This is a genomic window from Marinomonas sp. S3726 (genome assembly GCF_000967665.1).
Lineage (GTDB): Bacteria > Pseudomonadota > Gammaproteobacteria > Pseudomonadales > Marinomonadaceae > Marinomonas.
Genome location: NZ_JXYC01000018.1, coordinates 235048 through 258540, shown reverse-complemented (window position 1 = coordinate 258540; position 23493 = coordinate 235048). Strand labels below are relative to the sequence as shown.

26 protein-coding genes and 1 pseudogene are annotated in these 23493 nt (G+C 36.7%); 21 read left to right on the top strand and 6 right to left on the bottom strand.

Translation table 11 applies throughout. The features are described 5' to 3' along the window. The first annotated feature begins 41 nt into the window (after positions 1-41). The 18 genes and pseudogenes from TW85_RS15840 (at position 42) to TW85_RS15775 (ending at position 17587) form a co-directional block, all read left to right on the top strand. Complete coding sequence (locus TW85_RS15840; protein ID WP_046018077.1) at positions 42-605, top strand: hypothetical protein; 564 nt, start codon at positions 42-44, stop codon at positions 603-605. A gap of 77 nt (positions 606-682) precedes the next feature. Then, positions 683-808, top strand: coding sequence for a topoisomerase DNA-binding C4 zinc finger domain-containing protein (locus tag TW85_RS26370; RefSeq protein ID WP_272947169.1), 126 nt, complete (start codon positions 683-685; stop codon positions 806-808). Positions 809-926: 118 nt separating this feature from the next. After that, positions 927-1283: a hypothetical protein gene (locus TW85_RS15835; RefSeq protein WP_046018076.1), complete on the top strand. Its 357-nt coding sequence runs from the start codon at positions 927-929 to the stop codon at positions 1281-1283. A 618-nt stretch (positions 1284-1901) separates the two neighbouring features. Continuing rightward, positions 1902-2351, top strand: coding sequence for a hypothetical protein (locus TW85_RS25595; protein WP_052702250.1), 450 nt, complete (start codon positions 1902-1904; stop codon positions 2349-2351). Positions 2352-2985: 634 nt separating this feature from the next. After that, complete coding sequence (locus tag TW85_RS15825) at positions 2986-4848, top strand: DUF4209 domain-containing protein (RefSeq protein ID WP_046018075.1); 1863 nt, start codon at positions 2986-2988, stop codon at positions 4846-4848. 426 nt (positions 4849-5274) lie between these two features. Next, positions 5275-5442 carry a hypothetical protein gene (locus TW85_RS26185; protein WP_157196962.1) on the top strand — a complete coding sequence of 56 codons (168 nt, stop codon included), beginning with the start codon at positions 5275-5277 and terminating at the stop codon, positions 5440-5442. Continuing rightward, on the top strand, positions 5443-5595 hold the full coding sequence (locus tag TW85_RS26180; RefSeq protein ID WP_157196961.1) for a hypothetical protein: 153 nt from the start codon (positions 5443-5445) through the stop codon (positions 5593-5595). A 382-nt stretch (positions 5596-5977) separates the two neighbouring features. Then, positions 5978-6598: a TnsA endonuclease N-terminal domain-containing protein gene (locus tag TW85_RS15820; protein WP_052702249.1), complete on the top strand. Its 621-nt coding sequence runs from the start codon at positions 5978-5980 to the stop codon at positions 6596-6598. Then, on the top strand, positions 6598-8466 hold the full coding sequence (locus TW85_RS15815; protein ID WP_162197507.1) for a Mu transposase C-terminal domain-containing protein: 1869 nt from the start codon (positions 6598-6600) through the stop codon (positions 8464-8466). Before TW85_RS15820 ends, TW85_RS15815 begins: the two co-directional genes overlap by 1 nt. Beyond that, on the top strand, positions 8459-9454 hold the full coding sequence (locus TW85_RS15810) for a TniB family NTP-binding protein (RefSeq protein ID WP_052702247.1): 996 nt from the start codon (positions 8459-8461) through the stop codon (positions 9452-9454). Before TW85_RS15815 ends, TW85_RS15810 begins: the two co-directional genes overlap by 8 nt. Before the next feature lie 164 nt (positions 9455-9618). Next, complete coding sequence (locus TW85_RS15805; protein ID WP_046018074.1) at positions 9619-10803, top strand: TniQ family protein; 1185 nt, start codon at positions 9619-9621, stop codon at positions 10801-10803. Positions 10804-10806: 3 nt separating this feature from the next. Next, positions 10807-12735 carry a type I-F CRISPR-associated protein Csy2 gene (locus TW85_RS15800; protein ID WP_046018073.1) on the top strand — a complete coding sequence of 643 codons (1929 nt, stop codon included), beginning with the start codon at positions 10807-10809 and terminating at the stop codon, positions 12733-12735. A gap of 499 nt (positions 12736-13234) precedes the next feature. Further along, positions 13235-14254 (top strand): type I-F CRISPR-associated protein Csy3, encoded by a 1020-nt coding sequence (gene csy3, locus TW85_RS15795; protein WP_046018072.1) that lies wholly within the window; start codon positions 13235-13237, stop codon positions 14252-14254. Continuing rightward, a complete protein-coding gene (gene cas6f, locus TW85_RS15790) occupies positions 14254-14847 on the top strand; it encodes a type I-F CRISPR-associated endoribonuclease Cas6/Csy4 (RefSeq protein WP_052702246.1) in 594 nt (197 codons plus the stop codon). The genes csy3 and cas6f overlap by 1 nt, the downstream gene beginning before the upstream one ends. A 354-nt stretch (positions 14848-15201) precedes the next feature. Beyond that, the gene (locus tag TW85_RS26365; protein ID WP_202904867.1) at positions 15202-15450 is read left to right on the top strand and encodes a hypothetical protein; all 249 of its coding nucleotides are present in this window, start codon (positions 15202-15204) and stop codon (positions 15448-15450) included. A 291-nt stretch (positions 15451-15741) separates the two neighbouring features. Next, positions 15742-15961 (top strand): annotated as a pseudogene (locus tag TW85_RS26495) (hypothetical protein); the annotation flags it as partial. A gap of 385 nt (positions 15962-16346) precedes the next feature. Further along, complete coding sequence (locus tag TW85_RS15780; protein ID WP_046018070.1) at positions 16347-16583, top strand: hypothetical protein; 237 nt, start codon at positions 16347-16349, stop codon at positions 16581-16583. 17 nt (positions 16584-16600) lie between these two features. Then, positions 16601-17587, top strand: a complete 987-nt coding sequence (locus TW85_RS15775; protein WP_046018069.1) for a hypothetical protein — start codon at positions 16601-16603, stop codon at positions 17585-17587. Between the two features lie 287 nt (positions 17588-17874). On the opposite strand, the gene TW85_RS15770 is transcribed toward TW85_RS15775, so the two are convergent. After that, positions 17875-18468 (bottom strand): TetR/AcrR family transcriptional regulator, encoded by a 594-nt coding sequence (locus tag TW85_RS15770; RefSeq protein WP_046018068.1) that lies wholly within the window; start codon positions 18466-18468, stop codon positions 17875-17877. A 170-nt stretch (positions 18469-18638) separates the two neighbouring features. Here TW85_RS15770 and TW85_RS15765 point away from each other — a divergent pair, with 170 nt between their 5' ends. Continuing rightward, positions 18639-19193, top strand: a complete 555-nt coding sequence (locus TW85_RS15765) for a carboxymuconolactone decarboxylase family protein (RefSeq protein WP_046018067.1) — start codon at positions 18639-18641, stop codon at positions 19191-19193. A gap of 74 nt (positions 19194-19267) precedes the next feature. Here the strand turns inward: TW85_RS15765 and TW85_RS15760 are convergent, their stop codons facing one another. Together TW85_RS15760 and TW85_RS15755 are read right to left on the bottom strand one after the other, a co-directional pair. Beyond that, positions 19268-19555 carry an antibiotic biosynthesis monooxygenase gene (locus TW85_RS15760; RefSeq protein WP_046018066.1) on the bottom strand — a complete coding sequence of 96 codons (288 nt, stop codon included), beginning with the start codon at positions 19553-19555 and terminating at the stop codon, positions 19268-19270. Positions 19556-19600: 45 nt separating this feature from the next. After that, the gene (locus TW85_RS15755) at positions 19601-20332 is read right to left on the bottom strand and encodes an SDR family oxidoreductase (RefSeq protein ID WP_046018065.1); all 732 of its coding nucleotides are present in this window, start codon (positions 20330-20332) and stop codon (positions 19601-19603) included. A 216-nt stretch (positions 20333-20548) separates the two neighbouring features. Between TW85_RS15755 and TW85_RS15750 the strand changes: the two genes are divergently transcribed. Both TW85_RS15750 and TW85_RS15745 read left to right on the top strand, forming a co-directional pair. Continuing rightward, entirely contained in the window at positions 20549-21463 is a 915-nt protein-coding gene (locus TW85_RS15750; RefSeq protein ID WP_046018064.1) for a LysR family transcriptional regulator, read from the top strand. Positions 21464-21525: 62 nt separating this feature from the next. Further along, positions 21526-22017, top strand: a complete 492-nt coding sequence (locus TW85_RS15745; RefSeq protein WP_046018063.1) for a GNAT family N-acetyltransferase — start codon at positions 21526-21528, stop codon at positions 22015-22017. Positions 22018-22101: 84 nt separating this feature from the next. Here the strand turns inward: TW85_RS15745 and TW85_RS15740 are convergent, their stop codons facing one another. The 3 genes from TW85_RS15740 to TW85_RS15730 form a co-directional block, all read right to left on the bottom strand. Further along, a complete protein-coding gene (locus TW85_RS15740; protein WP_046018062.1) occupies positions 22102-22308 on the bottom strand; it encodes a 4-oxalocrotonate tautomerase family protein in 207 nt (68 codons plus the stop codon). A gap of 88 nt (positions 22309-22396) precedes the next feature. Beyond that, entirely contained in the window at positions 22397-23056 is a 660-nt protein-coding gene (locus TW85_RS15735; RefSeq protein ID WP_052702244.1) for a DsbA family oxidoreductase, read from the bottom strand. After that, a complete protein-coding gene (locus TW85_RS15730; RefSeq protein ID WP_046018061.1) occupies positions 23053-23481 on the bottom strand; it encodes a nuclear transport factor 2 family protein in 429 nt (142 codons plus the stop codon). The genes TW85_RS15735 and TW85_RS15730 overlap by 4 nt, the downstream gene beginning before the upstream one ends. Positions 23482-23493: the final 12 nt, after the last annotated feature.

The following is a 23493-nucleotide window of genomic DNA, read 5'->3' as shown; positions in this document are numbered from 1 at the left end:
AGTGGGGAGTCATTATGTCTAGGTGATAATAAGGATAGTCGGTGTTAGACACAATTAATGATGTGATTACAGCCCTTAATAAAGTTGCTAAAAGGTTTTATAGCTTACCAGATTACTATTTTCATGATGGTGAAGTAGTTGGAGGAGAAAATCTAAAACGTCTTGAATTAAGGTTTATGCATGAATTTTCTACCCAATTTTCAAGAATCTTCGAGAAACAATCTGCTTACCAAAAACTTGAATATGATTTCGAAGTTCCTAAAAGGTTTATGTGGTCAGACCGTGCTAATATTGCGATTTGTAAAACTTATGAACGACTAGATAAGAAATTTCATCGTAAAGTAAATATGCACGAATATTTTACTACGATCCCTGATTTTTTAGTGCATGCTGGTCAGGATGATACACAAACAGAAAACCAGAAACTAATAATAGAAGCTAAGCTGAACCCAAATGCACCAAAAGGAGAAGTTTTCAAAGATATTTTTCATACGTTCATTTATTCAAACGAGTATAATTTTCAATGCAGCATTATGTTGTTGGTACATTTTGATAAGGAGCGATGGATAAAGCTACTCTCAGAGTATTTTAATGATAAGTATTAGAAAACACTAAAAGAATTTTTGTTATTTTCAAGAGTTCATACGATGCCGAAGCTGAATGTTTTTCTCTATATGATTTATTGAAAGCTCCTATATGCCCTAAATGTACAGAAAAAATGGTGTTAAAAACAGCAAAGCAAGGGTTTAACACTGGAAATAAGTTTTGGGGCTGCTCTACATATCCAAAATGCAATGGCACAAGGTAGCTCACCTAACAAGCTGTTCAAGCGGGACTGCCAAAGTTTGGCTCGGTTTCGCTTCGCTACACATTTTAACCAAACATTAGCCGCCCTTTAACGGAGCGTTATATGTAAGTAGAGAGTCATGGATCAAGATTTCGAAATTGAAATATTTGCCCCAGGTGGTCTATCAACCCTAGGGGCCGTCTTGAGTAAATGCCCCATTGAATTAGATCTTGTAGCAGAAGATTCTGGGAAAGTGGTTTTAAAGCAAAATAAGGGCTCTCGCATTGCGGGCTTTGAATTTGATTCACACGAAGATGACGTATTTACATTTTCAATGTATGTGCCTCACAAGTCATCTGAGCCGGCAGGCTCCGTAGTTTCGAGATTCTCAAGTTTTTTACAGTCAGCGTCCCTTCCGCACAAGATCACAGAAATACTACAAGAAGTAGACTTCGACGAGGAGTGGGTAAGCTACCAATGGCCAGAAAACACATAACAAATCAAAGCAGCACCGCCACTACGTGGCTGGACAGCTTTTCCGCAGCTTCGCCGCTCTAAAACTGCCGCTGTTTGAGGCGTTAACCCCTATGATAAGAAAGCAGCCAATAGGCTGTTTTTTTTGATTTGAAAAAACTTACTTTATTCTAATTAGGCAGATGTTAGGTACAACTATTACTAATATTAAGTAAAAAACACTCTCTATTTTCCGTCCGTATACCGCCCGCGGCTTTTAGTGCTAGGTATGAAAAGTTACTAAAAATCAGATGTTTATAGTATTAATTGCCGTTTTGTGACGAGAAAAGGAAATCTCTAATGAAACTGGTTAGCTTTAACGGTACAAATATCAATGAAATGGCACGAACTATCATTGTGCCCATTACTAAATTATGTAGAATCAATTAATTATCTTAGTTGCATGTAAATAGCCGAACTCAACAAGAGTAAATAGGAATCGAAATAACATACATGTGTTTTAGCCAGGGAGGCTTTCAGTTAATCAATTGTCCTTCCTTTTAAGAATTAATTAGATGTAACGCTTTGGTTGCGGTGAATAAATTGGGTAAACCGAGTGTGCGGATTATTAAAGCGTTAGGTAATTTCAAAGGAGAGATCGATGGCTAAGAAAATGACAAAAAAGGAAACTGAAGGAGTTATCTATTTAGCTCTTATTGGAGGAGTGATTTGGTTAGCCGTAAAATTTACCGAGGTACTAGGTGGGATTGAGAACCTCATAATTATCGGCATAGTAATCGTTTTTATTGTCGCTTTAGTCAAATTTTTGTCTTGGGGTAATGCAAAGAAAGCAAGGGCCGAAAAGCGAAATAAGCTAATGCAAAAGTACAATGACGAGAACATTGTGAATAACATTATGAACCAAACTATTTGGCAGGGGCAAACTTCTGATCAAGTAGCCGAATCCTTGGGTCAAGCTGAGGATATTGATCAAAAAGTATTAAAAACCAAAAAGAAAGAAATATGGAAGTACGGATCTGAGGGGGGCAATAGATACCAGCTCCGAATCACACTAGAAAACGACGTTGTGGTAGGATGGGACCAAAGATAAAGGTACAATACTTACCTAACAAATCAAGTCACTATCGCACTCAAGCGTGCTGGAACTCGGTGCTTGAGACGTTAATCCCCATAATAAGAAAGCAGCCATTTGGCTGTATTTTTTCGTCTTAAGAAAACTCAATTTCCTCTAAATAGACAAATGTTAGGCACAACTATCGCTAAAAACATGCAAATAACACACTCTATTTTCCGCCCGTATACCGCCCGCGGCTTTTAGTGTTAGGTATGAAAAGTTATTAATAATCAGTTGTTTAGAGTATTAATTGCCGTTTTGTCAGTGGAAAAGGAAAGTTCTAATAAAACTGGTTAGTTTTAACGTTACAAATATCAATGAAGTGGCACGAACTATCATTGTTCCGATCAATAAACTATGTAGAATCGATTAACTGTCTTAGTGGCACGAAAATAGTTGTGCTCGACAAGAGTATATAGGAATCGAGATAACGCGCATGCGTTTTAGCCAGAGAGTCTTCCAATGAATCAATTGCCCTTCCTTTTATAAATTAATCAGATGTGGTGCTTTGAGTGCGGTGGACATACTGCACAAACTGCGTGCGAATTACTAAAATATTACACAGTTTTGCAGAACTTCAGCTTTTTTGGTAGAAGGATTAAATAAGTTAATGATCAATTCAAATGAACTATATGCTCGAGATGACTTTGTTGCATGCGGCTGGTGCTATGATGTACTAGTTGAAGATCAATATGGGTACTCTTCTGTTATGAGAAGCCTTGAGGAGAGTGCTAAGAAAAAATTAGAGTCAGGGTTAGAGAAGCAGGGAAAAATCCTAAACTTATTAAGTCGTTCTGCCTCAATGTTACTTTCTCCTACCAGTATAAATGAACCTTTCAAACCTTACTTTCAAAACTTCGAAGCAGGAAGACGGTCACCGCTTCCTGAAGACTTTACAGAAGATGAACTACAATTTTTTGATGAAATTCTGGTAGATGTTACAGAACCATGGCTAAAGTCACGATTAGCCGATTTACTATGGTTATGTAAAAAGCCTAGAAACCCAGATCATGCCAAAACAGCAATTGATTCGTATATTTCTCATGGTTTGGATTCTGACACATGGCATCGTGATGTAAACAATTGTTGGGAAAGAGCCGCAAGGCTTTGTATGCAATTAAGAGATTTTGATCGCCTTGATATAATTAAGAATCAACTATTCGCTGCATTTGGGCTTGAATATTCGAATTGTAAGTTCATGACATTATGGCTTGCTGAGTTGATGGATAAGCTCAATATCGATACTAATTTCAAAGAGAGTATTGCTTATAAGCTATTCAATAATGGAAATGATTTAGTGGATTTGGGTGACTTTAATTCTGCTAGATCTTATTACGAGATGTCGGCTAAGAAATACAAACAATCTGATGATATTAAGGGATGGCTAGAGTCTCTTGTTGCTCTAGCTAATTGCTTTGAGAGAGAAGCATGCTTTAGATCTTCTGACAGTAATATGGTCGCAAACTCATTTTATGAAAATGCAATACAGGCCTATAGACGTATTCCTATCAAGTATCGTGACGATTATAACGTAAGTGAAAGAATTGATGGTATTCGGAAGAAAATATCGGTAACAGGAAGGGGCTCTTTAGACGAAATGGGTTTGATTGAAACCCCAGGAGTAGACCTCTCAGATACTATTGAAGCGTCTACATCCCATGTATCTGGAAAACAGTCAGTGGAAGAGGTGCTAATATACTTTGTAGGGCTGTCCTCTGGCCCTAATTACAGTGCCTTGCGTTCAAGTGCTCAAAAAAGTATTAAGGGTAGCCTAATAAGTAGTCTATGCGGCTCCACACACATGAGTAGTGATGGACGTGTGGTTGGGAAGACTCCGCCGATGAACTTTAATGCAGGTGAGGGTGATCAAGATAATGCGGCTGTGTTAAACCTGCAAGTTCAGCAACACTTTGGAATAGAAACTCAATTAATAGTACAGGGGAGGATATTACCTGCATTGCGACAGATTTTAATGGAGCATAGAGTTACAAAGGAGCTATTACAGGCTCTTTGCCATCACTCTCCAATTGTGCCCGAAGACCGCTCGTATCTCCTAGGGCATGCTTTATGGCTAGGTTTTGAACATGATTTTGGAAGTTCTATTCATTTACTATGCCCTCAAGTTGAGCACATTGTTCGTATGAAATTAAAAGAAGCAGGTGCACACACAAGCAATATAGATCGAGCTGGTATCGAGCATGAAAACGGTCTCAGTACATTAATGGAGCTACCTAATGTTTCTCAGATTTTCGGAGAAGACTTCTGTTTTGAATTAAAAAGCATCTTTACGGACTCGCTGGGAGCGAACTTAAGAAATGAAGTTGCTCACGGTTTATTGAGTGATAATTCTTCGTCATCAATAACATCTGTGTATGCATGGTGGATGATCCTCAGGGTTGTTGTCCACTCTTTAGTCGGGGTAAATGGAGTTAATGAAGAAGCTAATGAGCAGACTAGTATTCAAGGCGCATAACAAGTTGCTGCACTCGGAAAAATTACTCGCTACGATCCCAATTTCCCGATGAGCAAGGTGTTAATGCCCATGAAAGTAAACTCAACTAGCTTTTAAATTGACACAAGTTTGGAGTATTTATTACTCATGTTATATAAAAACACACTCTATTTTCCGCCCGTATACAGCCCGCGGCTTTAAGTGCTAGATATGAAAAGTTATTAATATTCAAGCGTTTAGGCTATTAATTGCCGTTTTGTGACAGGAAAAGGAAATTGAAGTTTTAAGCGCTTAAGCTTTGAAACCCTAGGTGTGAGGGGTTACATTTTCTTCACGCTGTTATTATTGTGTTTACAGCAATCTACTTTAAAAGGCTCGCAGATTGCGGGCCTTTCTCATTTCTAAGCCCTGCATTCGTGTGGGGCTTTTTCGTTTCTGGGATTCCATATGGGCGACTTAAATTCTTTTAAAGAGCCTTTTGAAGCTCAATGTATAGAGAATAAAGAACAGTTTTCAGAGGTACGCGCTGCCACTAGTGAAATGGCTAAAGCTGTTTCTCAACTAACTGCTCATTTAGCCCGTATCGAAGAGAGGCACTTGTCTCATGACAATTGAATGAAGCGAATTAGTGTTGTTTTAGATGATCGTGAAAAGCGGCTAAGGGTATCCGAAGGCCGCACTAATACTGCTATTGGAAGCTGGAAGGCATTAACTGTGATTGGCTCGATTGTTGAGTCGGTTAGTTTTAATTCCATTGTTAATTTATAAATGTATTTTCTTATAAATTTAATTCAGTTGAATACTGAATATTAGTCAAAAAAGTTTAAAAAACAATTTGTTAAACAGACTGTTGAGCATGACTAATATCTAAAAGCAGTTACACTATGGTCTTATAATCTAACTCAGTGTCAAAAAAAACTTAATTTATTATTTAAATGGATTGTATTTTTCATGTTCATAATGTCGTAGATAATCAATAATCAATAATCAACGTTGATGATCAATACTTAATGCTTTAAACAATATTTCTAATAATTCATTAATAAATGATATAAGGTTTTTTAGTTGAAAAAAATATAAAAACGAACTTGACTTTTTTGAATTATTATACCAAGACTAAGGGTAGGCGATATAAATTATTGGTATTAATATGATTAGTAAGCGAGTACTTGGAAAGTCAGCGATAAACAATATCTATCGATTTCCAAGTCAAAAAACAGGTGAAACAATTTTTACAGAATCAACTCTAGAGTTCAATGCATGTTTTCACTTCGAATATGCGCCTCAAGTGGTTTACTTCGAATCTCAGCCATTAGGGTTTGAATACTATATTGAAAATAAAGTTCATATTTATACTGCCGATTTTGCTTCTATAGATCGTCAAGGTATACGACGATTATACGAAGTAAAGCCTCATAAAATAGCTATCAAAGATTCATTTTTACATGAGTTTAAAGCTAAGAAAGAAGCAGCTTTAGATCTTGGTTTTGAGCTTGTTGTAATTGATGAAACTCAAATATGCATTAAGCCTCTCTTGGATAATCTTAAAGTTTTACATCGATATGTAATGCATGAATGCTCTGAAGAGCTACATAGGCAGATAAAAAGTGAAGTGCTTTCTGTAAAAAACGTAACTATCGAAGATATAAGTAAAAGTGTAGGGCACGGGGGGAATTTAACCTGTGAAATTTGCGCTTTAATTGCAAAAGGAGAGTTAGGTTCAGACTTATATGAGCCGATAAATAATCAAACAAGAGTATGGGTGTTGTGATGAATAATTTCGAGTCTTTTTTCGAAGGTAAACTTAATGAAATAGAGTCTAATCAAAACAAAATAGCACAAACTTACAATAATGATGAAGAACTCAAAGATATTTCAGCATTCTCAGAGACGTTACGTAACGAAGCGATTCACCGTTATAATATAATAAATTACCTCATTAAAAATGACGTTCAGATATTTACAGAAAGACATATTATTCCTCACGAACCATTATTAAAAGAAAAATTCGGCGATGATATACCAAACTGGAGAACAATATCTCGATGGTGGAAATCATTTAAAGAGAGTAATTTTCAAATTGTTTCTTTAGTTACAACCGCTAAAAACAAAGGCAATAGAGTTAAAAGATTAGAGCCTGAAGTAGATAGGTTATTGAATGAATATATATTAAGAACTTTGACTGCTGAGAGACCTTGTTTAGCCGAAGGTATGAGATGTCTAAGAACTGGAATTAAACGTTATAATAACTTGAATGGAACCAACCATAATTACCCTAGTTATGAAACATTTCGAAATCGATTTCATCAAGTTAACCCATATGAAAAGGCAAAATTAGCTTATGGTAAAAGAAAAGCAGATCAAGATTTTAGAGTGATTAAAGAGAAAATTAAAACAACACGTTTATTAGAACGAGTTGAAGTAGATCATACTCGTTTAGATTTATTTGTAGTTGATGATATTTCAAGGCTACCAATGGGAAGGCCATATCTTACTTTATTAATCGACTCACATAGCCTATCAATCACAGGTTTTTATTTAGGTTTTGAGCCACCAAGTTTTTTATCTGTTGCTTATGCTTTAAAGAATTCGATTCTAAAAAAAGATTATGTGAAAGATGAGTTTCAGAGTGTTGTTAATACATGGCCAGCTTGCGGTGTTCCTGAGTTACTTGTTTTTGATAATGGTAAAGAGTTTTGGGATGAAAACTTAACTGATAACTGCCTTGATTTGGGAATTGAAGTCCTAAGTAACCCAGTCCGGCATCCTTGGCTCAAGGCGTCGGTGGAACGGTTTTTTGGAACTGTAAATACAGAGTTACTCTCTTCAATACCTGGAAAAACATTTAGTGATATCTTATTGCGCGGAGATTATGACCCTCAAAAAAATGCAGTAATCTCAAAATCAAAAATGATAGAAATTACTCATAAGTGGATTGTAGACGTTTACCAGGTTTCTCCAAACTCACGAGAAACAAATATTCCTTCTCTAGTATGGCGAGAATCAATGGAAAGGTTTCCAGTTCGTCTATTTGACGGCTCTCTCATGCAATTAGATTTTAAGCTTGGTAAAGCAGGCACTAAAACTCTTCGAAAAGATGGAATAAATTTTCTTTATGTTCGTTACCATAGCGAGGAGCTGGCTGCTCTTAGAGCGAGAGACGGGAATGGAAAGGTCAAAATTAAAACTCTCCCCGGGAATATGGGTTTTATCTTTGTTTTAGATTGTGAGAAAAATTCATATTTTGTTGTTCCTGCTTTAAACCAAAATTACGCACAAGGATTAACCCTTTGGCAACATAATTTGAATAGAAGATATGCAAGGGAGCATATTAGACAGAACTATGATATCGATGATCTTGTGACTGCTATGTTAGAAATTAAAGAGATTATTGAGTCAGAAATACAAATAACTAAGAAAACTAAAACAAAAAAATCATCGTCATCCATCTCTAATCGTGTCAGAGCTGCACGTTATTTAGAAAAAAATGATATTGGATTATCGAAACAAATTAAAAAAGCTGAAGGTGCCAATTCATTGACGGTAGTAAAAGAAAGTGGCAGGAATGTAAATGATTGGACTGTAAGTTTGGATGTACCAAGTTGGTCTGTTTCGACTCTGGGTAAAGAAGATGAATAATCAGTTCAAAAAACAGTATTCAGATGTGAGAAATCTTTTTGTGAATACGCCGTATTTACGCTCAATTCTTCAGGAGATTGATAACTGTCGACAAGACTCTTTTTTAGGTGGTGAACCTGATTGTATGTTAATTACTGGTTATACAGGTGCGGGGAAGACAAGTTTAATTCAACGTTATTTAGATATTTACCCTAGTGTTGATAAAGAAAATAAAACGATAGTATCTGTTTTATATACAACATTACCTGAAAACTCGTCTCCAATTTCAGCGTCTCAACAAATGTTAAATGATCTTAATGACCCATTTTATTGCACGTCAAATAACGCTGTATTGCTAAATAATCGTTTGGTCACTCTGCTAAAAAATTGCGAAACAGAGCTAATCATTATTGATGAATTTCAGCATATGATTGAGCGTCGTAGTTCTAAAATTCTATTTAGGGCTGCGGACTGGCTTAAAACGTTAATCGTTAGATCAAAAGTGCCTGTTGTTATGTTTGGTATGCCAAATAGCAAACATATTCTTGAAGCAAACTCTCAGCTTGCTAGGCGATTTATTCTGCAAAGAGTATTAAAACCATTTCGAGTAACCGATGAGAAAGAAAGGGAATTTTATTTGCTCTTTCTAAATGAAGTCGACAAAGCACTACCGTTCAAAAAAACTAGTCAGTTAACCTCAAAAGCGATTGCTTTACCACTATATGCATTTTGTAGAGGCAACATGGGGCGTTTAAGAAAACTGATTAATTTAGCTACTAAAATTGCATTGTTAGAAGATCATTTGAAGATTGAATTAACTGATTTCATTAAAGCCACAGAATCATTATTGAATGAGAAATTTGATAATCCTTTTGTATTACCGCTTAACAAAATCACTTATCAAGAACCAAAAAATCAAGAGGACTGGGACGATTATATGGATAACGATCATTTATCCCATAAAAGTGACAATAAGGTTAAGTCATTGAATGATCTTTTTAGGCATTAAATTCTAGATTAGATTCAATGAAAGAAACAATACATTTTAGCTATAAGCACTTACCAGATTTGAATGTAGTTATGTTGTTCTTGGAATCAAATGTAAGGTCTTTTTGAACACTAACGAAAGGTAATTGTTAGACGTTTAAAGGGTTGCTTTTGGAGGAGGTTGAGTTGCTATTAATTAGACCTAAACCACATGTAGATGAATCACTCGAAAGCTATTTTTTACGATTAGCTCAAGCGAATGGTTTTGAAAAGTATAAGACATTTGTCGGTGCTTTAAACTTTGAACTCTATAAACATAATGGCACAAAGTCTCGTTTGTTACCGCGTGACCTTCACATGTTGAATCCTTGCTTTGCAAAACATAGCAGTAAAGAGCGGCTTAAGTGTTTAAAGCAAATTAGTATGATGACAGCTCAAGATGTTTTACCGGTTCTATCGCTGGCTATTTATAGAGCTAATCAAAAATATTCTTTAGGGGTAGGCAGCGTCATTCAGCAGGGACGGCTATACCCTCGACAGTTCCTGCGTCAGTCAAATATAGGTATTTGCCCTGAATGTTTAGGTGAAGCGTCTTATATTAGGCAGATATGGCACTTTGAACCATATACAGTCTGTCACCGTCATTGTTGTTCTCTTATTCATCAATGTGCTTGTGGTGAGCGTATTGATTACTTATTGCGGGATTCAATATATCAATGTCCTGAGTGTGGTGTTGCGTATAAGAAGATTAACGTTACTACTAAAGCAGATGTAGAAGAACTATATGTGAGTAAATGGCTCGCAGGAGATCAAGTGGACACTTTTCCTGAGGTTTCTATTGCTCATCGTTGGGGATTGTACTTATGGTGGATACGACATAGAGAAGCAACTTCAGGCTCTACAAGCTTTAATGAGAATATGACTCAATGGCCTGAATTTTTTGATAAGTATTTAAATACGTGTCTTAGTCATTTTGAAATTAAAGCAGCTTCAGTTAAACATACGAAGTTCTCAGATGTATTTGGTGATATTCTGATTAAATCAATAAGGCTTCCTTCAAGCAGGCTAGCTGATAATCTTGTGTTACAACATCTTTATCAATTTCTAAATACACAATTATCACGACAAGGTAGTCATCTAAATAAAATCACAGTCAATGCAATTGAAGCTTCTATTTTATTAGGAACTTCGATCGATCAAGTTTCTGCATTATATGATCAGGGTGAACTGCACTCTTTTATGAAACTTAAGTCAGATGAAATTATCCAACCTCATCAAAGTGTCTTTCAGTTAAATGAACTGTTTTTACTGTGGCTATCTCGCTTTCAAGTGGAAGGCTCAAATTATCACGTTATGACATCAACTTGGTGATTTATGAAATTTCATTCTTTGATAGCTAACAATGACCCTATTGAACGAAATATTTTAATTAAGAGAGCATTTTCACCTTTTGCAGTGCCATCGATAGTTGATGATGTTTTGATATACGCAATTTGTGCTTTAGTTAATTTAACGCAAAAATTGGGTCCAGATCTTGATGTTCTTGATAAGACATTATGTAAATCACTTCTTCAAAATAAAAAATGGTTAGATCGAGTTGCTAAAGTATACGAGCACCGCATTACACATAACCTGAAGTTCCCAGATTATCGAACTCACGGCTCATTAAGGCTCAGTACCATAGGCTCTCTACCTCAGGGTTACTGGTCTTCATTTAAAATTGATCAAATGGTTGTTGATTGGAGTAATAATTCTGCGGATATAAATTACGCCATTTTCTTAACTGCAATATTTAGTTATCAAGGACAATCAACCACGTTGGGCCAACTGATATTAAGAGAGAATTTAAAGGTAAATGAATGCCTACAGCAATTAGGGATTACCCAAAGAAACCTTGAGTGTCTTAAAGAAGGGCTAAAAAAAGTCAGTGATGACTGTACCCTTACCGATTTAACACAGCCATACCTGTCCCAGCTTAGGTTCCCTTCAAAAGAAGGGTACGTGTCTCTAACGCCTGTTGTATCAAGTCAAATGCAAATTAAGCTTCATAACTGGTTAAAGGGAAAGCATCAGAATCAATGGGTGCATTATTGCCAACGACCTTCAAGTGTAGGGCGAGTGGCATCGAGTGTTGCCGGAAAGCTTTTAGTTTATAGGAATAGGTTTTTAGATTTAAATAAAAATCATACTCAAAACCCCGTTCAGATATACGATAATAATCAGCTCTTGAAGGTGTTTGAAGAATGGTTAAGTGTTAAAAGTGGTCTATTACCATCAAACCACAAAAAAAATCTATTGCGTTCAAATCTTATTCAAATTGATTTTGTTTTGACCTCTTGGATCGCTTTTCAATACAAAAAGACGGTAGATGATTTAAATACAAATGATACAGATAAAATTGTTGCTGATTTAAATAACTATTTTGCTACGTCATATACATTAAAAACCTTATCGTACAAACCAGACATTATCAGACTTTTAAAGCAACGTGTTGGGAGGTTGTTGAAGCAGCCGCATCAGGAGAAGGAGCAATGCTCTGAAGATGGCAAATTAAATTACATTGTTTTGCCAGATTTAAAGATAAGTCATGCTAATGGTTATGCAAGTGATTATGTTGTTGGTTTTCCTTCATTAATTGGGTGTTTTGGCTTTGTTCACCATTTTTTAAGAAAGCTGATAGGTACTGGTCAAGATATTGTTTCAAATACCAGCTTTGCGATTTGTTTGCATGAGTATGGTTTACATCGAAGAGGGGTAATTAAAGAGCTGACCATAAACTCAATGGGTGGTTTAGCTGCTCCAGGGGTAAACGATTCAGCTCATAGCGATTTCAAAATGACTATGATTATTCGAATGCCAAAAGAGTTAACTATCGCTCAAGAAATGATCCCGTTATCAATTCCTCAAAAGCTATGTGGAGGGGCTGTTCACAGTAGTATTTCAACATTAAGCCTGAACAGGGTGTATGGCGACATCAAAGAAGCATTAACACAATTACCTTCTACTCAAGGTCACTGGCTAACACCTGATAACCTGAAAGATGAAGCGACAGAAGATACGCTTGAAAATTGGTTAACTGTTATCTCTAAAGACTATTCCAAGGTAATAACAAATGTCGGGTATCACTTTTTAGAGAAGCCATATATTAAACTCGCAAGCCTTCAAGAGTATAAACATGCTTTTGTAGAGCCCGTGTTAGGAGCAGTGAAGCTGTGTATTTTCAACCCAGAGAAAGTTGAGGATTATTTTTGGCAATACACGGTTCGAGATAACTCTATATTTGTTGATAACGAAAATTATTAATCTGGGATTGAACAATCATAGGTTGAAGGTATGAGTTATTACAGTTTTATCTACTAATATTGATAATAAATTTTATCTATTTGAATCAATAAGTTAGTTTGAATCTGAAATAACATGATGTTTGTTGTTTTATTCATATAAATGATTGGTTTTTATAGTGAATTTAATGAGTTTTTACGGTGTACTGCCGCATAGGTAGTTTGAAATTTTTCTACAACCAACGTAATTTGCAAGATAATGTGTACTGCCGCATAGGTAGCTTGTAAATATACCACCAAAGAAACCGATGGTAGCTTCAAGTGCTCTGCCGAATAGGTAGTTTATAAATGTAAACTCGCTTCAAAACACTTTAAGTGCTTTGGTCACTATTTAATTATGAAGACCTTAAATAGTTTGTAGGGCTTAATGCTCAAGCACATTGGTACCTGTGAAATTAACAGCATAAATTTAGATCATTCTTTATTGATTAGGTTCTGATTATAAAGAGGTATTCAGTATTATGAACATACCAAGCAAACTATCTTATCAACGCTCAATTTCTCCTGGACATGCTGTTTTTTATTCTCATGATTCTCAAGGAAACCTAAATCCATTAGAGATATCTGAAACAACAATACTTGGGCAGAAATCAAGTTCAACTGAAGGGTATGACTCTTCAATGAAAGAAAAGCAATCCGTCACACCTAAAAAATTTGCTGAAGGGAATATACAACGAATCGATTATTGTTTTGCTCCACCAAATTCCTCGTTAATACTAAATAAGTTTTCTTTGAGAATTGATGCTAGTTCAATTACGCCTTTTACTTGTAACGATCATTCGGTAACAACAACTCTGGAATTATTTAGCCAAAAATACAAAGAGCTTGGGGGGTACAAATTACTTGCGACACGTTACTTGAAAAATATTTTATCGGGAGCTTGGCTTTGGCGTAATCAAGAGGTATTAAAAACTGATATTGAAGTTATTTCTTCCAATGGGACTTCTTACCATGTCAAAAACATTCATCGTAAGTGCTTTGAGGATGGCTGGGAGGCCAGTGTTGATAACTGGAATGAGTTAGTTGCGGAGTTTGAAGCCGCCTTGACTACCCCTAAAAGTTACTTGTTGTTAGAAGTTACGGCAAAATTAAAAATGGGGTTTACTCAAGAAATACACCCAAGTCAGTCTTTTTGTGAAAGAGAACACACTAAATCAAGTCGTGTTTATCAAAATGTGCTCTTGAATAATAAAAGAGTTCCTATCATTGGAGCTTATAAAGTTGGGGCTGCGATAGCCTGTATTGACGATTGGTATGCTGATGGTGCTGATAAAATCAGAGTAAGCCCTTATGGGGTAGATAAAACCAATCAAACATCATATCGATCACCAGAAACTCAAAAGAGTTTGTTTAGTTATCTTTTAAAATTAGAGTCGTTAATTCAGGAAATGACTACGACTGAATTAGTTAGTGGTGATTGCCACTTTTTAGCGGCTAATTTGATAAAAGGTGGTTTGTTTCAAGTTGGGAAGAAAGCATAATGCGCTACTATATTCGAATTAATTTTCTTCCAGAACCCCGAGATGATGCGACTTTGGCAGGGCGATGTATTTCTATTTTACATGGTGTTATCAATCGTTATGGCTATACCAATATTGCTGTTGCTTTCCCTGAGTGGAATGAAAATGCTGTTGGCTCTTCAATTGCTTTCGTCTCTCAAAACCCCGAGCAGCTTTCGTTACTTGTGAGCCAAAAATACTTTAAAGAAATGGCATCGTTCAAATACTTCGACATCCAACCACTTAAGCTTGTTGAGGAAGGTGGTGAAGAGGTTGCATTCGTGCGGACTCAAGCCGCTGATAAAGCTACTGGATCCAGAAGGTCGGTAAACTTTAAACGGCTGGCTAAAAGGGCTGAACAGCGAGGGGAGCTCTATAAACCACGAACGGAGAGCTATAGTTCAACGTTTAATCACTTTCATAAAATTCCTATGAAAAGCAAGGGGAGTGAAAAAACTTTTGAACTGAATGTTGAGTTGAAAAAACTTAGCGAAAATAGCCAAGGTGTAGTCAATGATTATGGCTTATCTAAGAAAACGGGTACACCTATATCTGTTCCTAAAGAATTAAAGTAATAACAAAGATTAATTTAGGGTTAAAGTTTTCATTTTGTAGCTTCAAATTATTAATATTAGACGCTTCTATATACACAATACTCTTTGAATTGAAATTGACTTCATGGAGATTGATGGCTTTTGTCATTCTCCATTTTAGTCATGTTGTTTCCTATAGTATTAATAGGTATAAGCTGTAATTCACTCATAGGATAATGTCTAGGGAGCCTGCTAATAAGTCCACTATCATGAGGTAATGACTTATTTTAACCCTTAGAGTCTTTCCATAGACATCAGCTCACTTTTGCTGGCAGCGAGTTCAACAAAAAGCTCCGTAAAACAGGAAAAAATAATTCTCTTCCTCACGAGACTGAGTTGATACCTTGGGATAAATTGGGACGTTTTATCCTAATACTGGCAAGGTGGATGGCCTTATCTTCTATGCGCTTATTTACCAGACTGCCTTTTGATAATGCCATTCCAGATCACACCACTATTATGAATTTTCGACATCCTATGGAGAAGAGTCAACTCTTTGGAATGTTCTTTATGGAAGAGAAAAAATGGATATCTGAAGTCGGTATTTACTTAAAAGAAAGTGAGTTTGTGATACCACTATTATAAAAGCACCTATCTCAATTAAAAACAAAGCAGGAAAATGAAATCTTGGCATTTACCAAACCAAGAAAGGAAATCAATGATATTTTGGTATGAAGTCCCATATCTAGGTCGATGCAGAACAGAGCTAAAACATACATTTACAAAGACATCGGCCAGCGCGACTTTTATCAAACTTAACACCTTATTCATGGAGGTGGGTAACCCCCCCGAAAAAGAACAAAGGTTGTCATTACAGAATGTTTGATAGCAGAAATGCTGAGTAAAGTGAAGCTTCTGACAAAGCTCTCCAGCCCTAATAAACATCAGGATAAAAACCGAATTCATCAAAACGAGTATACGAGCTAAAGTTAAGCACCAGTTTTAAATCATGAATTGTCAATTTGGTTTTGTGAAAGCAAGGTACCGAGGCCTTGAGAAGAATGACGATAAACTTGCAATGTTATTTGCACTGTCGAATGTTACCCGAATTTATCAGATGATCCTTGCTGCAAAAGATAAGTGCATCCAAAGTTAAGTCAAAATAGGCCTAACCTAGCCAATATTGGAAACAAGACAGTTAAGAATGAGTCATATCGCTGTTTTTAATTTAAACCTACCAATTAGCTAGTTTGTTCGCAGGTTCCCTAATTTTTTAAGCCCAATTGAATTGCAGCTAAAGTAAAAATATTTTATAAAAACCAAAAAAACATTTAAAAAATTGCTTGCTATTGTACTTTTTTAACGTAGTATTATTTTAGCTATATCAGTGAGCTGCTTGCTTAGCGCAAGAAATGAACTGACCAATTATTCCTTAGATAATGTAGTTGCTAATTTTTTAGTAATTAATTTTTATTAACTTGGGAGAGTGGTCAGTTTAATATATTAAATCCATCTCTCCTGCACCGCCTATGGAGGCACAGATGGATACCTCAAAATTCTCCGTTTCAACTAATCTAAAACAACAACGCAAACAAAAAGGTCGTAATTTAGCTCGTCATGATCGTGATGTTAAAATGATAAACTCTGGTTCGCTTGGCCCAAAGCGTTTAGTCATGAATATAGCGATAGACCTCCAAGAAATGTGTCCTGAATTATCAGACCAAGATGCTCAGAAAATGGCTTTAGGCTACTGTATTCTTAACTATGGAACTAATTAATCTCCAAGGATGGCGTGATGAAAACATATTCTTTTGAACATGAAAACGAGACTTATACTGTATCTCTTGATTGGCTTGCTACTCGAAATATGTATGTAAATGAAGCTAATAATCATATTCATACAGATCAAATCTGGCTTACTAAAGATAAGCGTGTTTGTGATTATAAAAATGGATACAAGGAATTTAAAGAAACAGGCGGCACGTTAAAGAAAAAAGCTTATCTTGATAAAGTTGCATTTAGTGAATTCAGCGCTGATTGGGATACGGTTATTGAGTTTGCTAAAACAAATATGAGAGATCAATACAACTTCCAGAATGAGTGGGTCACCACAGAAGATCATTTGCGCCTTGGTATGCTAGCACAATCAGGTCATGCGACCGCCGCATACCATATAGGATGCCAATTCATGAAGCAAAATGATGATATGGCTGTTTCTTTTCTTGTTAATGCTCATAATTATGGTCATGTAGGTGGTTTGTATCGCTTATCTGGCTACTTGGCAAAAAAAAATAATTTTGATGCTGCAATTGCTTGTTTAGTTATTGCAGCTGATTACGGTAATGATATAGCTATAATGTCGGTTTCTCATTGGGAAACAATGAGCTACCTAATAAAAGCTTCCTCTGAAGGAATTAATATTACCAATGTATTGAGTGATCTCGCCACAACTTCACGTTACTCAACAGTACGTTATTTGCAGTTGTTTGAAATGTTGATTACTAATAATAAAGGCTCTCTAAATAAACTTAACGACATAATTTCTTCCCCGCAAAATCATCCCAAAAAAAATGACTTGAGTGAAGCATATTCAAAAAGAGGCAGTTTGGTGAAGGCATTCTTCAACGATTTAAAAAGAGAGATTACCGATAACAAAGGGAATTTACTTAAAATGAGTGTTATGGAATACATTGATGCTTATAAAAAAATTGCAAGTAAAGATGAGTTCTATTTATTTAGCTTTAAAGACTTCATGGAGCTTGATTCATACTTCAACCCTTAATGGAACTTCCTTATTAGACATCTAAAGGTTCATAAATACATGTTTAGTAGTTTCATAGATTATGTAGCTCATTGAATTGATAGTTTAATACTAGAAATAAAAATAAATAAGTGGTTGTTTTGTCATTTTATTACAAATAGAAAAATTAAAATGTCATATTATGGTTGTTTTTATAACTGACTGCTTATTGTTGTAAAGTAGTTAATATCTTGATTTATATAAAATTTTGAATGTCACCTTATGGTTGTTTCGACACAGTAAGTAGTTCAATAAATACGTTGAATGACTTATTCGCTTAGAGCAGGCTGGTGGGCTTGCTTTAAGCTATTAAATATCTCGTCTAACATGATGCCCACATCGCTAGCATTATCTTGACTGTTGCTATAGCTGCGTAATCCCATGACTTGAATTTGCATCCATTTGGCAAGACGAGCTGGATTGGATTCTTGTTTAATCAACCCTTTTTCTTGAGCCTCTAAAAACAAAGCTTCAAACCCTGATTCAACTTCTTTAAGGCCATCCTGAGCATATTGCCTTAAATGTGCGTTATTGCCATCAAGCTCTGAAATGCTTTTAACTAAAAAGCAGTTATTGATTTTACCTTCCTCTGCCTTTACAGCCATGTTTTTGATGAAATCGTAGATAGCTTTAATTGGATTTGAGTTAAGTCCAGCGTACTTATCTAACGCTAGCCGACTTTGCTCAGCATAATTTAACAAACAGATTTTGAATAAAGCCTCTTTGTTACCAAAGGCGGCATATATGCTGCCCGGCCTCATATCCAACTCTTCTTGTAAGTCGCGCATCTTGGTGGCTTGAAAGCCTAACTTCCAAAATAATTGAGTTGCTTTTTCGATAGCGAGGGCACGGTCATATTTCATGGCATTAATATCTATATAAAAAATAATTTGAACATTTGTTCAATTGTAGCTTGAACAAATGTTCAAATCTAGTTATGGTTTACCTATTGAACAAGTGTTCAAGCGGTTTTAATAAAGCGATAAGCGCTAAACCCCTTTTAAATTCTCTTAATTAATATATAGGTAACATGATGTCAGACTTTAAATTACATACATTAGAAAGTGCACCAGAAGGTTCAAAACCACTATTGGAAAACTCAGTAAAAAGTTTCGGTATGGTGCCTAACTTGCACGCTGTTATGGCAAGTTCGCCAGAGTTGCTTTTGGGTTATCAAACTCTGCATGGTTTAGCTCAGCAAACCAGTTTTGATGCGGATGAGTTAACCGTTGTTTGGCAAACCATTAATGTTGAACATGAGTGCCATTACTGTGTGCCTGCGCATACTATGATTGCTCACTCTATGAAGGTAGGTGCTGATGTTATTGATGCATTACGTGATGAAACACCGCTACCGAGTGCAAAACTAGAAGCGCTTCGTAATATGACATTATCTGTTGTGAGAGACCGTGGTGTTGTGAATGCTGAAAGTGTCGATGCTTTTTATTCAGCTGGGTTTGAGCAAAAAAACCTACTTGAAATTATCCTGATCTTGTCGCAAAAAGTGATGAGTAATTATGTGAATCACCTAGCTGAAACACCAACGGATGCACCGTTTCAAGAGTTTGCTTGGCAGAAAAGTAAGTAAGAGCTAACGAAAATAAGCTTGGATGTATTAGATCCAAGCTTATTTCGACTAATTAGAATGAAATGCTAAATCAATTAGAGCTCATTAAGATAAGTGCTTTGAGGAGGTTCAATGAGCAATGATTCTAAAGAGGCCCAATCGCCCGACTCAACTAAATGACTAATGTGAGCTTGATGGAACGCGATAGATTCCCACGTTTCAACCAGACTAAAATCATTGTTATCTTCATTACTCGAAAAAGCTTGTACTGAAAGGCAGCCTTTGACCTTAGGTAATGATGTTTTAACATCTATCAAGATTGCCTTAAAATCTTCTCGCATTTCTTCTTTTGCTTTAAAGTGAACAATGACATTAATAGGCATAAATATCCTTTTTTAAACGTTAGTTTTAGCAAGATGTTTAGTGAGTTATGGTTGTTGCTTAGTGGCAGCAATGACAATTTCACGTATGCACACATTTTGTGGTTGCGCGTAGGCAAAGCTGACAGAATTGGCGATATCTTCTGGGCTTAGAACACCACCCATATCCTCTTTCCAACTTTCATAGCCTGCTTTAATGTCTTCTGAGCTTGTGTGAGATAGCAGCTCGGTTTCAACGGCACCAGGGGCAATGGTGATTACTCTAACATTTGAGTCAGCCACTTCTTCACGCACATTTTCTGAAATAGCATGAACCGCGAATTTAGTACCACAATAAGCCGCATGGCTAGGGAATGTTTTACGGCCAGCGATTGAGCTAATGTTGATAATGGTGCCTGTATTACGGGCTTTCATTGGCGCTAATACGGTTTGCATGCCGTTTAGCAAGCCAACCACATTGATATCAAACATGCGCTGCCACTCGTTTGGTGCTTGATCTTCCACTTGGCCTAATAACATGACACCAGCGTTATTCACTAAGCAGTCTGTTGGGCCATAAAGCGCTTCAGCTTTGGCAACTGCTGTTTGAAAACCTTCGTAATCTGTTACATCAAGTGGCTCACATAAGGTGTTTGCAAGGTTTAGATCTCTTAGTTTATCGACACGGCGGGCGAGTAAAAGCAGCGGGTGGCCTTGTTCACTTAGTTGTTTGGCAATGGCTGCGCCGATACCAGAACTTGCCCCTGTAATGACAACTAGTTTTTTAAGTGTATTTTCCATCTTATCTCTCGCTTTTAAAATTAGGTTTCTGATGACTAAATAAGCTTTAAGGCGTGCCTTATTTGCTGATGTGGCTATAGTATTCTTCTCGTTATTGTTTAAAAATAAGCTCCTAGTTAAATTATTGTGAACTTATAGTGCGCAATTGAAGGCTCAAAACAGGCATAATTAGCGTTTAAGGTGTTAGCTTTAATAAACAGGATGAGGAATGGCTAAGTGAACAAAGAGATCAGCCTGCCAGATATTCAGGCGTTTGTGGTGATTGCAAGAGAGGGGAGTTTCACAAAAGCGGCTGAGCTAATGGGTTGCTCGCGATCTTATTTATCTCGACAGTTAAATCAGCTAGAGGCGCAACTTGGCGTGAGTTTGATAATAAGAACCACGCGAGCCCAGAGATTAACTCAGCAAGGTGAGGCTTTTTATCAGCAATGCCAGCAAAGCTTAAATAAAATTGATGTGGCGGTTAATCAGGCCTTAGAAAGTGCAAGCGAGTTATCAGGGCCGCTTAATATTAACTGTGTTGGCGGCTACATTGGCGAAACCCTGATAATGGACCTAATTAACGGCTTTTCTCGTTTGTATCCGAATATTGATATTAAATTAGATTTCGATAGCCGCAGAGTTGATCTTATCTCAGGTGAGTTTGATTTTGTGTTTCGTATGGGAAGCCTTGAAGATTCTGCCTTGATTGCTAGAAAACTGATGGATATCGAGATTGTGACCCTAGCAAGCCCTGAGTATTTTAAGACTCATGGGAGGCCGCTACACCCTAAAGACCTTAAAGAGCATGCTTGTATTACTGGCTCTATCAAAAATTGGCGTTTTGTTTCTAGCCATGAATTAGCGGCTGACGGATCAGCATTAGCCGAAGATATACAGGTAAAAGGGCCTTTTAGCTGTAAAAATGGCCATGCAATGGTCAATAACGCAAAAGCAGGCCTTGGCATAGTGCGAGTACCTGCTATGTATTGTTTGGATGAAATTAAAGAAGGTAAACTGCTTAACTTATTTGATAATTGGCAAGCTGCGAGTGTGGCTTTTAATTTGATTTATCTACAAGATGCTTATCAAAGCAAAAAGTTGAAGGCCTTTAAAGACTATGTGATCAGTTACTTTGAGACACTGAGTTAAGCCGAGCGAATACAGACGGTCTGGTTATAAAAGTCCGAATTTAAAAAAATAAAGAGTAAAGAATGAGAGCAAAAGGAGTGAAAGTGGAGATTAGATTAAGGCCAATGATAGCGAGTGAGTTTAGTGCTTATCAAGGCTATTTTGTGCAGGATTATGCGCAAGAAATTATGGACAACTATGGTCACTCTAACCTTGTTGCGATCAAGATGGCAAAGGCAGCCATTGAGGCTTCTTTCCCAGAGGGGATTACAGAAGAAAATGAAGAGTTACTCTGTATTGAACTGGGCGAGAGCAATCAGCTAGTGGGTTATTTATGGCGGATGATTAACCCTGAGGATAATAGCTGCTTTATTTCGGACTTTTATATATTGCCGGAGCAGCGCTCAAAAGGACTAGGAAAGCTGGCCTTGAAAGCATTAGAAGATGCTTTAAAACCATTGGAAATTGGCCAAATTAAATTGAGAGTTGCCTATCAAAACAAAAGAGCAGCTGATTTATACCAAGCTGCGGGCTATACCATTACCGGCATTAATATGAGCAAGCTATTAAATTAGTACACATTAGCAAGAGATAGCTTTCTATCCCTTGCTAATGTTTGAGACATTAAGCCTTACTCTATGGGCTACTTTAAGTAGAGGCTACTTTAAGGCGCTTTCTCTAAGCTTTGAGACTTGATCAAAGCCGATGCCCCAGTCATCCAGTTTGACTTCATCTATCACAACAAAAGTGACTTGTGGGTCCTTATCCAGCACATCGACCATAATTTGAGTACAACCTTTAATAATGGCTTGTTTCTGTTCTCTGGTGACGTTTTCGTCTGTGATTTTTACGTTGATATAAGGCATTTTGCCTCCTTAAAATAGTGTATAAATTTGCTTTAGGTTCTGTTTCTGGCTGCTAGCCTTTAAGTTTTAAAGCTAAGCTGCTTTATTCTTAAGCTGCTTTACTCTTAAGGTACTGACCAAGCTGATGAGTAATCTCTGAGACAGAGCTAGAGTCTTGTAGCAAGTAACTTCCATCCAAAATAAAGGTAGGAATACTTGTGATGTTAAATGCCATATAACGCTCGACTTTTTGCATCAGGGCTTGCTCTATTTGTGGATCCTCAAGTGCAAGTCGCGCTGAGTTTGGATCTAATCCAATATCCATGATTATTTGCAATAGAACGTCTGTTTGGCTGATATCTAAACCCAGTTCAAAGTAAGCCTTTATAAGGTATTCATTAAACTCGATTTGCTTATTAAAGCTGCGTACCCAATGCATTAATCTATGGGCTTTATGGGTATTGAAATAGTAACGACGTTTACTAAAGTCGATACATACTCCCGCGCTTTTAGCTGTCGCAACTAAGTCGGTTTGATACTGTTTTAACTTGTTTTCACTCCAACGAAATTGCTGTTTAAAGTAGTCGCTAATCAATTGGCCATCATCTGACATACTGGGGTTAAGCTCGAAAGGTAAAAAAACGAATTCAACCTCGATATTTAATGCTTTTATGGCCGCTTGAATGTTACGAAAACCAATAGGGCACCATGAACAAACTATGTCGTGCACCATCTCAATTTTTAAGCGATTCTCTTGAGTGTTTTTCATGAGCCGCTCCCATGCACTGACTCATTCGATTTTGACAGTGACTCATTCACTTTTAAATTAGAGGCAATGTCCGTATACATCTTATTGACGATTCGCCATTGGCCTTCTTCTTTTAATAAACCTAGAAAGTCGATGTAATGAAAATCAAAAAGCGGACACTCAAGTTTGACCATGGCTTGATCTTGTACCAGATCAACTGACAGTATTTTAAAGTCATAAGCTTGGCCCAAATCTTTAGGTGTTTGCCTTTGTCTTACATCTTCTAACCAAGTGCTAAGAGAGCGACGTTTGCCTGGCAGCTTTAGCCAGGCATCTTGATGGAATATGTTTTCCAGCATCTTAGCGTCGCCTAGATACAGGCCTTCGCAATATTGGTTGATAATGCTAACGACATGGTCAAAATCTGTTTCTAGAGAATGACTCATAGCTGCCTCCTT